This window comes from Klebsiella sp. CN_Kp104 (genome assembly GCF_040064515.1).
GTDB classification, from domain to species: domain Bacteria; phylum Pseudomonadota; class Gammaproteobacteria; order Enterobacterales; family Enterobacteriaceae; genus Klebsiella; species Klebsiella aerogenes.
The window spans coordinates 56,292-70,388 of sequence record NZ_JBEAII010000046.1 but is presented as its reverse complement, the minus strand read 5'-3'; the positions used below and the strand labels follow the sequence as shown (position 1 = coordinate 70,388).

Genomic DNA, 14,097 nt, shown 5'->3' with positions numbered 1-14,097 from the left:
AAATTACTGGCCACTCAGCACCCTCGCCGGGTCAATACGACTGGCGCGGCGGGCGGGATACCAGCTGGCCAGCAAACTCAGCAACAGTGCTGTCACCAGCACATAAACGACATCCAGCCAGTGCAATTCAGACGGCAGGAAGTCAATAAAATAGATGTCGCCGGAAAGGAATTTATGCCCGATCAACGCTTCGATACCGTTGATAATCGATGTCAGCTTCAGCGCGGCTACCACGCCGATCACTACCCCGATCAGGCTCCCGACCGAACCGGCCAATAAACCATACCATACGAAAATCGCGCGGATTAAGCCGTCTTTCGCGCCAAGCGTGCGCAGCACCGCAATATCGCCGCTTTTATCTTTCACCGCCATCACCAGCGTCGAGACAATGTTGAAACAGGCGACGCCGATAACCAGTACCATGGCGAGATACATAATGGCGCGGATCATCTGAATATCACGGTACATATAGCCATAAGTGCCGATCCAGCTCTTGATATAGACGTAGCTGTTGGTCACTTCGCCGGCGTCGCGTACCAGCGTATTCGCGTGAAACACGTCGGTGACTTTAATGGCGATGCCGGTCACGCTGCTGCCCATATCCAGATACTGCTGGGCGTCCGCCATTGGGATCATCGCGAAGCTATGGTCCAGTTGGCCGCTCAGTTGCAGAATCCCGGTCACGTGTAGCCTGACGCGTTTCGGCTGCAACAGCTGGTGCTCGGAATCTGAATTGGGGATCATGATCGACACCCAATCGCCCTGCTTCACGTGCAGCGCATCGGCGACGCCTTTACCCAGAATTACCTGCTGCTCGCCGGCCTTAAAGTTGGCCCATGCGTTGTTCTGCACAAAGTTTGGTAGCGAACTCAGGCGGCTCTCCTGCTGCGGATCGACGCCTTTGACCTGAATAGCGCGCATATTGCTGCCGCTCTCCACCAACCCGGTAAAGTTGATATAAGGCGCAGCGGCGACGATGCCTTTCACTTTTTCAACTTTCGTCAGCGCTTCGTTCCAGTTATTCCACGGCTGGTTAACCGGCTCGATTTCGCCGTGCGGCACCACCGCCAGAATGCGGTTGTTGAGCTCGCGCTCGAAACCGTTCATCGCGCTCAGGCCGACGATCAGTACCGCCACCCCTAATGCGATACCGATAGTAGAGATGACGGAAATCAGCGAGACCATACCGCCGCGGCGTCTGCCGCGGCTAAAACGCAGCGCAATCAGTAACGATAACGGTGAAGCCATTACTGGGCCCCCATCAGGGTCAGGTCAGCCGTCAGGCGGCCATCGCGCATCTCCAACTGGCGGTTCATTCGTTTCGCCAGCTGCAGGTCATGGGTCACCACCAGGAAAGCGGTACGCTGCGCCACGTTGAGCTCGCCCAACAGCTCAAAAATACTGTCGGCATTGCGGGCATCGAGGTTGCCGGTCGGTTCATCCGCCAGTACCAGCCGCGGTTTGTTCACCAGCGCGCGAGCAATCGCCACGCGCTGGCGCTCGCCGCCGGAAAGCTCCGACGGACGATGATGGCTACGGTGTTCCAGGCCGACCGCCTGCAGCATCGCTTTCGCCTGGCGTTCGATATCCGCCGCTTTTTTCTTGCCAATCAGCAGCGGCATCGCCACGTTTTCCAGCGCGGTAAAATCCGGCAGCAGATGGTGGAACTGATAGATAAACCCGAGTTCGCGGTTACGCAGATCGGCGCGAGCCGCCGCGGAAAGCGAGCTCATCGGCTGACCGGAGAAAATAACATCGCCGGAGGTCGGCGTATCCAGCCCGCCAAGCAGGTGCAGTAGCGTACTTTTGCCGGAGCCTGAAGAGCCGACAATCGCCATCATTTCACCCTCTTGAATGCTGAAGCTGACATCGTGCAGCACATCGGTTTGCACGTTGCCTTCCTGATAGCGTTTGCACAGGTTGTCGCATTGCAGCAGGATCTTATTCATAACGTAAAGCCTCAGCGGGTTGGGTGGCGGCGGCGCGCCAGGAAGGATACAACGTAGACAGCAGGGCCAGCGCCATCGCCACCAGAGCGATAATAATCACCTGCAGCGGCTCAATCGCCACCGGCAGGGCCGCGCCGTCCAAAAACGCGCCGATAATCGGCATTAAATTATTCAGCTGGCTGGCCAACAGCACGCCGAGCAGCGCGCCAAGCAGCGCGCCCACTATCCCGGCGCTGGCGCCCTGTACCATAAAGACGGCCATGATCTGCCGCGGCGTCAGCCCCTGGGTCTGCAGAATAGCCACCTCGCCCTGCTTCTCCATCACCATCATGCCAAGCGAGGTAATAATGTTAAAAGCGGCAACGGCGACGATCAGGCTCAGCAGCAGCCCCATCATATTTTTTTCCATCCGCACGGCCTGGAACAGCTCGCCTTTACGCTCGCGCCAGTCCTGCCATTTGGTGCCTTCAGGCAGCGTCTGCTGGCTGAGGGTATCAACCTGCAGCGGTTGGCTGAGCCACAGACGCCAGCCGGTAATATTGCCCAGTGGATAGCGCATCAGACGAGAGGCATCATCGATATTGGTCAGCATTTGATAGCCGTCGACTTCGCTGTTGGCGGCGAAGGTGCCGATGACGTTAAACAGACGCTGGCTCGGGACGCGCCCCATCGGGGTAAACTGGCTGGCGGAAGGCACCATCACGCGAATTTTATCGCCGCGGTTAACCCCCAACTGACCCGCCAGCTGTTCGCCGAGAATGACGTTATATTTGCCTGCCTGTAGATCGGTTTGTTTAACGTTCACCAGGTAAGGCGTCAGCGGATCTTTTTGCGCCGGGTCGATACCCAGCATCACGCCGACGGCGACGCTGCGGGCGCTTTGCAGCACCACATCACCGGTGGTGATCGGCGCGACGCGCGTCACGCCCTGCAGCTTAACGGCGCTTTCCGGCATTTTTTGCGGGTTGATAGAGCCCTGCTGGGCGCTAATGATAGCCTGCGGCATCAGCCCCAGGATGTTGTTTTGCAGCTCGCGCTCAAAACCGTTCATCACCGACAGGACGGTCACCAGCGCCATCACGCCAAGCGTAATGCCGATGGTCGAAAGCCAGGAGACGAAACGGCCGAAGCGGTCGGCTGCGCGCCCGCGCATGTAGCGAAGGCCGATAAATAGTGCGGCAGGTTGGTACATGTAATCCATCTGGTTGCTGATAGCCGATGTTCGAGTATATATGGCATAGCCCAACGCGTAAATCGCTGATACGGTAGATTTTTTCGCCAAAATAACAAAATAATAGTTTTAAATCAGAAAGTTAATTTAGAGTGTATATATTTATCAATCGCCACGCGCTGTAGAAAACATGGCGTAGAAGGCCATTCGGGTTGGCGAAATCAGACCAATTGCGGATAATCAGAGACATTGAATATCAGCAATTTGCCCCTACATCGAAGAGCGAGTTGGCCGACTGCGGCCAAACAGTACACACAATCGCCTGATGGGATAGGCGCTAAGGGATCCTGACAACCGTTATGCCTGAACAATATCGCTATACTCTGCCGGTCAAAGCCGGCGATCAGCGCCAGCTTGGCGAACTCACCGGCGCCGCCTGCGCCACGCTGGTAGCCGAAATGGCCGAACGCCATCATGGCCCGGTGGTGCTGGTGGCGCCCGACATGCAAAACGCCCTGCGTTTGAATGATGAAATCAGGCAATTTACCGATAGCATGGTGATCGGCCTCGCTGACTGGGAAACCCTGCCCTACGATAGCTTTTCGCCACATCAGGATATTATCTCTTCGCGCCTTGCGACTTTATACCAGTTGCCGACCATGCAGCGCGGCGTGCTTATCGTTCCGGTCAGCACTCTGATGCAGAAGGTCTGCCCGCATAATTATCTGCACGGTCACGCGCTGGTAATGAAAAAAGGGCAGCGTCTGTCGCGCGATGCGCTACGCACTCAGTTGGACAGCGCCGGTTACCGCCATGTCGATCAGGTAATGGAACACGGCGAATACGCGACCCGCGGCGCCCTGCTCGACCTCTTCCCGATGGGCAGCGAGCAGCCCTATCGCCTCGATTTCTTCGATGACGAAATAGACAGCCTGCGGTTATTCGATGTTGATAGCCAGCGTACTCTGGAAGAAGTTGAGGCCATCAATTTGCTGCCGGCGCATGAGTTCCCGACCGACCAGGCGGCGATCGAACTGTTCCGCAGCCAGTGGCGCGATCGCTTTGACGTGAAGCGCGATCCGGAACATATCTACCAGCAGGTAAGCAAAGGTACCCTGCCTGCCGGGATCGAATACTGGCAACCGCTGTTCTTCAACGAGCCGCTGCCGCCGCTGTTTAGCTATTTCCCCTCCAGTACGCTGATTGTGAATACCGGCGATCTGGAGCACAGCGCCGAGCGTTTCCAGAATGAAACCCGCGCCCGCTTTGAAAACCGCGGCGTCGATCCGATGCGCCCGCTGCTACCGCCGGAACAACTGTGGCTGCGCAGCGACGAACTTTTTAGCGAGCTGAAAAAATGGCCGCGGGTCCAGTTAAAAACCGAGCGTCTGGCGGAGAAAGCCGCTCATACTAATCTCGGCTATCAACCCCTGCCCGAGCTGGCGATTCAGGCGCAGAATAAAGCGCCGCTGGACAATCTGCGTCGCTTCCTTGAATCCTTCAGCGGCCCGGTGATTTTCTCCGTTGAAAGCGAAGGCCGCCGCGAGGCGCTGGGCGAGATGCTGGCGCGCATCAAAGTTGCGCCAAAACATATATTGCGCCTGCAGGAAGCCAGCGGAAATGGTCGCTTCCTGATGATCGGCGCCGCCGAGCACGGATTTATCGACAGCCAGGCTAATCTGGCGCTGATTTGCGAAAGCGATCTGCTGGGCGAACGCGTCGCCCGCCGTCGTCAGGATTCCCGCCGTACCATTAACCCCGATACGCTCATTCGCAACCTGGCGGAACTGCATATCGGACAGCCGGTGGTGCACCTTGAACATGGGGTGGGTCGTTATGCGGGGATGACCACCCTCGAAGCCGGGGGCATCAAAGGCGAATATCTGATGCTGACCTACGCCAACGACGCCAAACTGTATGTGCCGGTATCATCGCTACATCTGATCAGCCGCTACGCCGGCGGCGCGGAAGAAAATGCGCCGCTACACAAACTGGGCGGCGATGCCTGGGCGCGGGCAAGGCAAAAAGCGGCGGAGAAAGTGCGCGACGTCGCCGCCGAACTGCTGGATATCTACGCCCAGCGCGCGGCCAAAGAAGGCTTCGCCTTTAAGCATGACCGCGAGCAGTATCAATTATTCTGCGACGGTTTCCCGTTCGAAACCACGCCGGATCAGGCGCAGGCAATCAACGCCGTTCTCAGCGATATGTGCCAGCCGCTGGCAATGGACCGCCTGGTCTGCGGCGACGTTGGCTTCGGGAAAACCGAAGTGGCGATGCGCGCCGCCTTCCTCGCCGTCGAAAACCACAAACAGGTGGCCGTGCTGGTGCCGACCACCCTGCTCGCCCAGCAGCACTACGATAACTTCCGCGACCGCTTCGCCAACTGGCCGGTACGCATTGAGATGCTATCGCGTTTCCGCAGCGCCAAAGAGCAGGCGCAGATCCTCGAACAGGCGGCAGAAGGTAAAATCGATATTCTGATCGGCACACATAAGCTGCTGCAAAATGAAGTCAAGCTGCGCGACCTGGGGTTATTAATCGTCGATGAAGAGCACCGCTTCGGGGTGCGCCATAAAGAACGCATTAAGGCAATGCGCGCGGACGTCGATATCCTGACGCTGACCGCCACGCCTATTCCGCGTACGCTGAATATGGCGATGAGCGGAATGCGCGATCTGTCCATTATCGCCACCCCGCCAGCTCGCCGTCTGGCGGTAAAAACCTTTGTCCGCGAATATGACGCGCTGGTGGTTCGCGAGGCGATCCTGCGTGAAGTCCTGCGCGGCGGTCAGGTTTACTATCTGTATAACGATGTTGAAAATATTCAGAAAGCGGCGGATCGTCTGGCTGAACTGGTACCGGAAGCGCGAATTGCCATCGGTCACGGCCAGATGCGCGAACGCGAACTGGAACGGGTGATGAATGATTTCCATCACCAGCGTTTTAACGTGCTGGTCTGCACGACGATCATTGAAACCGGCATCGATATCCCGACCGCCAATACCATCATCATTGAGCGCGCCGATCACTTCGGCCTTGCCCAGCTGCACCAGTTGCGCGGCCGCGTGGGCCGTTCGCACCATCAGGCCTACGCCTGGCTGCTCACCCCGCATCCGAAAGCCATGACTACCGACGCGCAGAAACGCCTGGAAGCTATCGCTTCGCTGGAAGACCTTGGCGCCGGCTTTGCCCTCGCGACCCACGATCTTGAAATTCGCGGTGCTGGCGAACTGCTGGGAGAAGGCCAGAGCGGACAGATGGAAACTATCGGCTTCTCACTGTATATGGAGCTGCTGGAGAACGCCGTCGATGCGCTGAAAGAGGGTCGCGAGCCGTCACTGGAAGACCTTACCAGCCAGCAGACGGAAGTGGAGCTGCGCATGCCGGCGCTGCTGCCGGATGATTTTATTCCCGACGTGAACACCCGTCTGTCGTTCTATAAGCGTATCGCCAGCACCAAAAACGAACACGATCTCGATGAGATCAAAGTCGAGCTGATCGATCGCTTTGGTACATTGCCGGATGCGGCACGTAATTTGCTGGATATCACGCGCCTACGCCAGCAGGCGCAAAAACTGGGGATCCGTAAGCTGGAGTGCAATGAAAAAGGCGGCGTGATCGAGTTTAACGAGAAAAATAACGTGAACCCGGTCTGGCTTATCGGTCTGCTGCAGAAGCAGCCGCAGCATTACCGGCTGGATGGGCCAACTCGTCTTAAATTCTTCCAGGAGCTGGATGAGCGTAAAACACGTATGGACTGGGTACGCCAGTTTATGCGTCAGCTGGAAGAAAACGCCACCGCTTGATAAAAAAGAGATGCGGTTGTCAGGACCGCATCTCTTTACCTGTCACAGTTAGCAAACTTTACAAACATTTTGCAATCCACCTGGATTTCCCAACACTCTCCCGCGCCATAATTGACATTGATTATCTTATAAAAATAACCATTTGCTTATTGTGGAATTATGGTAATGATAAATATCTCGCGTGTTTCAACCTGGCTTACGGCATTCGCTCTCGCGGCGACGCTGGCCCTTCCCGCCCGCGCCAATACCTGGCCGTTACCGCCGAGCGGTAGCCGTCTGGTCGGGCAGAATCAGTTTCATGTAGTGCAGGATAATGGCGGATCGCTGGAAGCGATTGCCAAAAAATACAACGTTGGTTTTCTCGCGCTGCTGCAGGCTAATCCCGGGGTCGATCCTTATGTGCCGCGCGCCGGGAGCGTGCTGACCATCCCGCTGCAGACGCTGCTGCCTGACGCCCCCCGTGAAGGTCTGGTGCTCAATATCGCCGAGCTGCGCCTGTACTACTATCCGCCTGGACAGAATAGCGTGACCGTTTATCCGATCGGTATCGGCCAGCTTGGCGGCGATACCCTGACCCCGACGATGGTCACTACCGTTTCCGATAAGCGCGCCAACCCCACCTGGACACCAACCGCCAACATCCGCGCGCGATATAAAGCGATGGGGATCGATTTGCCGGCCGTAGTCCCTGCCGGGCCGAATAACCCGATGGGACATCACGCGATTCGTCTCGCGGCCTATGGCGGCGTCTATCTACTGCACGGCACCAACGCCGATTTTGGTATCGGGATGCGCGTCAGTTCAGGCTGTATCCGCCTGCGCGATGCTGATATAAAGTCTCTGTATAACAAAATCACGCCGGGCACCAGGGTGAATATCATCAACGAACCTATCAAAGTTTCGGTAGAGCCAAACGGTACCCGTCTGGTGGAAGTCCACCAGCCGCTGTCCGAACATATCAATGACGATCCGCAGACGCTGCCAATCGTCCTGAATGCCGGCATGAAGAACTTTAAACAGGCACCGCAGACCAATCAGCAGGTGATGGAATACGCGATGGAGCTGCGCTCCGGAATGCCGGTCGATGTGACCCGCCATCAGCTTCCCGCTGAGCAAGCCATGTAGTGCATTTCCGGATGGTAGAATGTAAAAAACCCGCCAGGCACGGCGGGTTTTTTTGTGGCAATAGCCAGCTTCGCTGACGAGGTTTCGCGGGGCGCGGTCCCATGAAGGGGTGTGGACCGCGTCGCGAGAGTGGCATAACAAAGGGAACGACTTTTACTGCTTACTACACGCGTTCTGCTGAAGGGGGTCAGGAACGCGTTTTGTCAGTGGCATGACAGGGGTTACAACATTTATTTATAGATAACTGCGGTACCGTGCAGGGTATTAGGACCGGTTACCGAGGTAATACGGTAAGAGGTCGCCCCCATCTCGTCGGCTTTCTGCGCCAGCTGCTCTTCAAGCGAACCCAGATTGGTGCCGGCGGATGCGGAAACGGTACCGATTTTATGTTGACCTGCTGGGGTGGATTGCACCTCAACAGCGGCGAAACTTGCGAATGAGAGTGAGCTCAGTACGGCAGCAAGTGCCAGTTTTTGGACGTTTTTCATGATTATTATACCTATGCAGATGATTTTTATAGTAGGGTCGCAAGAATTAACTTAACGATCGATAGGTAAATGATAATGTGATCCATGTCACAGGTCAACTCATTTTTATAACGATCATTTAACTATTTATAAAATGCTTAATTTTCATACATATATGAATTATTTATTTTTGGACTTCTGCCGCTGGTAGCGTGACGCGTTTATTTTTATAATGGCCGTTCAACAACCCAACATAGGTACAACGGCATCATGACAACTGACGTTCAAAGTTGCGCAAAAAAAAGCCGTGGCCGACCTAAAGTGTTCGACAGGGACGCGGCGCTGGACAAGGCCATGACACTTTTCTGGCAGCACGGCTATGAAGCAACTTCGCTGGCCGATCTCGTCGAAGCGACCGGTGCGAAAGCCCCGACGCTATACGCCGAGTTCGTGAACAAAGAAGGCTTATTCCGCGCGGTGCTGGATCGCTACATTTCCCGCTTCGCCGCCAAACACGAAGCCCTGCTATTCGATGACCACAAAACCGTCGATCAGGCGCTGCGCGACTATTTCACCGCTGTCGCCACCTGCTTTACCAGCAAAGATACCCCGGCAGGCTGTTTTATGATTAACACCTCCGCGGCGCTGGCCGCCTCTTCAACCGATATCGCCAACACCATTAAGTCGCGGCACGCGGTGCAGGAACAAACGTTGACGCAATTTTTACAGCAGCGTCAGCAACGCGGCGAACTCCCTGCGCAGGGCAATGTCTTGCAGCTGGCGCAGTTTTTAAACTGCATGCTGCAAGGAATGTCGATCAGTGCGCGCGAAGGCGCTGATTTTGCCACCCTGAAACAGATTAGTGACACGACGCTGCGCCTGTGGCCGCAAATCCTGCAACCTTGATCCCCTACCGGCGGCCGTCCGCTCGCCGGTTTTTTCCCCATCTGCTGAATACCCTTACTTTTCTCAATATTTTCATTATGTTGATTTGTTGTAAATGATATTGATAACGATAATCAATATGTGCAAAATTCGCATTTGTCTTTCTATATGTTTCACGCTGTAACAGCCGCGCCTGTGGCTGAAAAAAATAACAACAGTAATGACTAACTCATATCAAGGAATGCGAATGAACAAGCGCCTCTGGCTGCTCAATCCTCTGCTGCTGGCCACCGCTCTGCCAGCCTTTACCGCGCAGGCCGCCGATGAAGACGATATTATCGTCAGCGCCAACCGTAACCACCGTACCGTCGCCGAGATGGCGCAAACCACCTGGGTGATTGAAGGCCAGGAGATTGAGCAACAGGTTCAGGGTGGCAAAGAGTTTAAAGATGTCCTCGCGCAGCTGATCCCCGGGATAGATGTCAGCAGCCAGGGGCGTACCAACTACGGCATGAACATGCGCGGACGCGCCATCGTCGTGCTCATCGACGGCGTGCGTCTCAATTCATCGCGTACCGATAGCCGCCAGCTTGATGCCATCGATCCGTTTAACATCGAACATATTGAAGTTATTTCCGGCGCCACGTCGTTATACGGCGGCGGCAGTACCGGCGGTCTGATTAATATCGTCACGAAAAAAGGCCAGCAGGAACGCCAGGTGGATCTGGAGCTGGGTGGTAAAACCGGCTTTGCCAATAGCAACGATCATGATGAGCGAGTAGCGGCGGCCGTCAGCGGGGGTACCGATCATGCTTCCGGCCGTCTGTCGGTGGCCTATCAGCGCTTCGGCGGCTGGTATGACGGCAACAATGACGCGCTGATCCTCGATAATACGCAAACCGGCTTACAGCATTCGGACCGACTCGACGTGATGGGTACCGGAACCATCGAAATCGATGACCAGCGCCAGCTCCAGCTTGTCACGCAGTACTATAAAAGCCAGGGCGATGATTATGGTCTGAATTTGGGCAAAGATATGTCTGCGGTACTTGGCGAAAGTAAAGCCTGGACCTCTAACGGGCTTAACTCCGATCGCGTGCCTGGTACCGAGCGTCATTTGATCAGTCTGCAATACTCCGACGCCGACTTCTTCGGCCAGAATCTGGTCAGCCAGATTTATTACCGCGACGAATCACTGACCTTCTACCCCTTCCCGGCCCTGAGCAAAGGGCAAATCAGCAGTTTTTCCGCTTCACAGCAGGATACCGATCAGTACGGCGCTAAGATCACCTTCAACAGCCAACCGCTGACGGGATGGGATCTGACCTGGGGCGTTGATGCCGACCATGAAACCTTCAACTCCAACCAAATGTTCTTCGACCTGGATAAAGCAATGGCTTCCGGCGGCCTGAATAATCAGTCAGCCTACACCACCGGCCGCTATCCAGGCTACAGCATCACTAATCTCGCGCCGTTCCTGCAAACCAGCTATGACCTGAACGACATCTTCACCCTTAGCGGCGGCGTGCGCTATCAATGGACGGAAAACCGCGTCGATGATTTTGTCGGCTACGCGCAGCAGCAGGATGTCGCTAAAGGCAAATATCAGTCGGCGGATGCCATTCCTGGCGGTAAGACCGATTATGATAACTTCCTCTTTAATGCCGGGATCGTCGCCCACATTACCGAACGCCAGCAGACCTGGTTTAACTTCTCTCAGGGCGTCGAACTGCCGGATCCGGGCAAATATTACGGTATCGGCAGCTACGGCGCCGCGGTCAACGGCCATCTGCCGCTGGTTTCGAGCGTTAACGTCGGCGACTCGCCGCTACAGGGGATCAAAGTTAACTCCTGGGAGCTGGGCTGGCGTTACACCGGCGACAACCTGCGCACCCAGCTTGCCGCTTATTACTCGACATCAGACAAAACCATCGTGGTTAACCGCAGCGATATGACCATTGATGTGCAATCGGATAAACGACGCATTTACGGCGTGGAAGGCGCGGTGGACTACTTCGTGCCTGATAGCGACTGGAGTCTGGGTGCTAACTTCAACGTACTGAAATCGCAAGTTAAAACCGATGGCAGTTGGCAGAAATGGGACGTCACCCTGGCCTCGCCGTCGAAAGCCACCGCCTGGGTCGGTTGGGCGCCGGACCCGTGGTCTCTGCGCGTGCAAAGCCAGCAGGTATTTGATTTAAGCGACGCCAGTGGGAATAAGCTTGATGGGTACAACACCGTCGATTTTATCGGTAGCTATCTGCTCCCGGTGGGCAAACTGACCTTTAGCATCGAAAACTTGCTGAACGAGGATTACGTCACCATCTGGGGACAGCGCGCGCCGCTATTGTATAGTCCAACCTATGGCAGCGCCGGGCTGTACGAATACAAAGGCCGTGGCCGGACCTTCGGCCTGAACTACGCGTTAACGTTCTGATAAAAAAAGCCCCTCACCCTGAGTGATTGAGGGGCTAATAGCTTAAAACTGCTGTTTTACGCTTTGTTATTCAGAATCAGCTGACCGTTGCTGTCCAGCGGGATTTGCGCTCCCGGCTGGTGGTCCATACGAATCTTGCCCTGCTGGTCACCGATTTTATAGGTGACATCATAACCGAGCATTTTTTCCGACTTGTCGTAGACCGTCTTACACCGCTGCTGGGTGGTGGTATAGGTATCGTTTTCCTGCATCGAACCCTGAATTTGGTTACCGGCATAGCCGCCGCCCAGCGCGCCAACGACGGTAGCGACATCACGCCCTCGCCCGCCGCCAAACTGGTGGCCAATCACACCGCCAGCAACCGCGCCGAGAACGGAACCGGCAATACGGTTTTCATCCTGCACCGGACGACGATGGGTAACGGTCACGTTACGGCACTCCTGACGCGGCGTTTTTATGCTTTCTTTTATCGGCGTACTGGACACCACTTGCGCATATTGCGGGCCACGATCTAATACATTGAGACCGGCAACGGCGGCGACGCCCAACGCGGCGGCAACGCCAATCCCAATACCCGCCAACATTGATTTATTCACGGGAATTCCTCCTTCATTGCTGTTACTAGCAATTCTGCGTTCTGCTCAGGGGGGATGCAAATCAGAAAGCGGATGAAAAATGCGGGAACCTACGGCAAATCAAGGGGATTCAGAGGATTCCTAACAGAAATTAGCGATTCTGGCAGAAGGATATGCTGTGTTTTCAGGATAGCGCCGCGATGGCGCTATCCAGCTTGCTGACAGCTTAGTGCAGCTTGAGACGCGGACGAATGATACGGTTAATACGCCCCACCAGCATCATCAGGCCGGTTTTGAAATAGCCGTGTAACGCAATCTGATGCATGCGGTACAGCGAGATATACACGAAGCGCGCAATTCGCCCTTCAACCATCATCGAGCCGCGCATCAGATTACCCATCAGGCTGCCAACGGTGGAGTAGTTCGACAGGGAGACCAGTGAACCGTGATCTTTATAGACATACGGTTTCAGCGCTTTACCTTTCATCTGCGCCAGAATGTTATTCAACGCGCAGGTCGCCATCTGGTGCGCCGCCTGGGCGCGTGGAGGTACAAAGCCGCCTTCCGGACGAGCGCATGAGGCGCAGTCGCCGATAGCGTAGATATCCGGATCACGCGTTGTCTGCAGCGTCGGCTCCACCACCAGTTGGTTAATGCGGTTGGTCTCCAGGCCGCCAATCTCTTTCATAAAATCAGGCGCTTTGATGCCCGCCGCCCACACCATCAGGTCGGCATCAATAAATTGACCATCTTTAGTGTGCAGGCCGTTAACGTCTGCGCTGGTCACCATGGTCTGCGTCAGGACACGTACGCCAAGCTTAGTCAGTTCATTGTGCGCGGCGCCGGAAATGCGCGGCGGCAGCGCCGGAAGAATACGTTCGCCGGCTTCGACCAGCGTCACGTTCAGCGCTTCGTTGGTCAACCCTTTGTACCCGTAGCTATGCAGCTGTTTCACCGCATTATGTAGCTCGGCGGACAGCTCAACCCCGGTGGCTCCGCCGCCGACGATGGCGATATTGACCTTACCGTTGGCGCCGAGGTTTGCAGAATACTTGAGGAACAGGTTAAGCATTTCCTGATGGAAACGGCGCGCCTGGTGCGGGTTATCAAGGAAAATGCAGTTTTCCTTCACCCCTGGCGTGTTAAAGTCATTGGAGGTACTACCCAGCGCCATCACCAGCGTGTCGTACGGCAGCTTACGCTCGGCAACCAACAGCTCGCCTTTCTCGTTGCGCAGTTCCGCGAGAGTAATGGTCTTTCCTTCGCGATTGATATCCACCACCGAGCCTAACTGGAACTGGAAACCGTGGTTACGCGCATGCGCCAGGTAGCTCAGCGCATCAACGCCCTCATCCAGAGAACCGGTCGCCACTTCATGCAGTAGCGGCTTCCACAGGTGGCTATGGTTGCGATCCACCAGCGTAATTTTCGCTTTTTTGTTGCGGCCCAGCTTTCTACCCAACTGAGTAGCCAGTTCCAGTCCGCCAGCACCACCACCTACAATAACGATTCTTTTCAATGGCGTAGTCACAAGACCCCCTAAAAGTATTAACCAATTGTTAATTAAAAGTTATCCAAATAACTCTTAGTTAACAATAAGTTGCAGCAATGAAACCATTCAGCAGGACCGAGAATAGCATGAACGGAACATTGGTCATACCAAAATTGATGTGCATCAAGTT

The 14,097-nt window shown here is 55.4% G+C and carries 10 protein-coding genes and 1 pseudogene; 5 read left to right on the top strand and 6 right to left on the bottom strand.

All coding sequences use genetic code 11. The features are described 5' to 3' along the window. Window positions 1-3: 3 nt before the first annotated feature. The 3 genes from lolE to lolC are packed head-to-tail and all read right to left on the bottom strand — an operon-like array spanning window position 4 to window position 3,141. Window positions 4-1,248 carry a lipoprotein-releasing ABC transporter permease subunit LolE gene (gene lolE / locus ABLU80_RS24210; RefSeq protein ID WP_047739883.1) on the bottom strand — a complete coding sequence of 415 codons (1,245 nt, stop codon included), beginning with the start codon at window positions 1,246-1,248 and terminating at the stop codon, window positions 4-6. Continuing rightward, window positions 1,248-1,949, bottom strand: coding sequence for a lipoprotein-releasing ABC transporter ATP-binding protein LolD (lolD, locus tag ABLU80_RS24205; RefSeq protein ID WP_015367168.1), 702 nt, complete (start codon window positions 1,947-1,949; stop codon window positions 1,248-1,250). Before lolD ends, lolE begins: the two co-directional genes overlap by 1 nt. Next, window positions 1,942-3,141 carry a lipoprotein-releasing ABC transporter permease subunit LolC gene (gene lolC, locus ABLU80_RS24200; protein ID WP_275518970.1) on the bottom strand — a complete coding sequence of 400 codons (1,200 nt, stop codon included), beginning with the start codon at window positions 3,139-3,141 and terminating at the stop codon, window positions 1,942-1,944. The genes lolD and lolC overlap by 8 nt, the downstream gene beginning before the upstream one ends. Window positions 3,142-3,479: 338 nt before the next feature. Between lolC and mfd the strand changes: the two genes are divergently transcribed. Both mfd and ABLU80_RS24190 read left to right on the top strand, forming a co-directional pair. Beyond that, window positions 3,480-6,926, top strand: a complete 3,447-nt coding sequence (gene mfd, locus ABLU80_RS24195; protein ID WP_015705052.1) for a transcription-repair coupling factor — start codon at window positions 3,480-3,482, stop codon at window positions 6,924-6,926. Window positions 6,927-7,091: 165 nt separating this feature from the next. Next, the gene (locus ABLU80_RS24190; RefSeq protein WP_015705051.1) at window positions 7,092-8,051 is read left to right on the top strand and encodes a L,D-transpeptidase family protein; all 960 of its coding nucleotides are present in this window, start codon (window positions 7,092-7,094) and stop codon (window positions 8,049-8,051) included. Window positions 8,052-8,281: 230 nt separating this feature from the next. Here ABLU80_RS24190 and bhsA read toward each other — a convergent pair whose 3' ends face one another. Beyond that, window positions 8,282-8,539: a multiple stress resistance protein BhsA gene (gene bhsA / locus ABLU80_RS24185; RefSeq protein WP_015705050.1), complete on the bottom strand. Its 258-nt coding sequence runs from the start codon at window positions 8,537-8,539 to the stop codon at window positions 8,282-8,284. 124 nt (window positions 8,540-8,663) lie between these two features. Here bhsA and ABLU80_RS24180 point away from each other — a divergent pair. From ABLU80_RS24180 to ABLU80_RS24170, 3 genes and pseudogenes are all read left to right on the top strand, one after another. Then, window positions 8,664-8,726 (top strand): annotated as a pseudogene (locus ABLU80_RS24180) (hypothetical protein); the annotation flags it as partial. Between the two features lie 62 nt (window positions 8,727-8,788). Further along, on the top strand, window positions 8,789-9,424 hold the full coding sequence (locus tag ABLU80_RS24175; protein ID WP_015705049.1) for a TetR/AcrR family transcriptional regulator: 636 nt from the start codon (window positions 8,789-8,791) through the stop codon (window positions 9,422-9,424). Window positions 9,425-9,650: 226 nt separating this feature from the next. Further along, window positions 9,651-11,840, top strand: a complete 2,190-nt coding sequence (locus ABLU80_RS24170) for a TonB-dependent siderophore receptor (protein WP_020079138.1) — start codon at window positions 9,651-9,653, stop codon at window positions 11,838-11,840. A 56-nt stretch (window positions 11,841-11,896) separates the two neighbouring features. On the opposite strand, the gene ABLU80_RS24165 is transcribed toward ABLU80_RS24170, so the two are convergent. After that, window positions 11,897-12,436: a glycine zipper 2TM domain-containing protein gene (locus ABLU80_RS24165; protein WP_072050328.1), complete on the bottom strand. Its 540-nt coding sequence runs from the start codon at window positions 12,434-12,436 to the stop codon at window positions 11,897-11,899. 205 nt (window positions 12,437-12,641) lie between these two features. Next, on the bottom strand, window positions 12,642-13,946 hold the full coding sequence (locus ABLU80_RS24160) for an NAD(P)/FAD-dependent oxidoreductase (RefSeq protein ID WP_015367177.1): 1,305 nt from the start codon (window positions 13,944-13,946) through the stop codon (window positions 12,642-12,644). Between the last annotated feature and the right edge of the window lie 151 nt (window positions 13,947-14,097).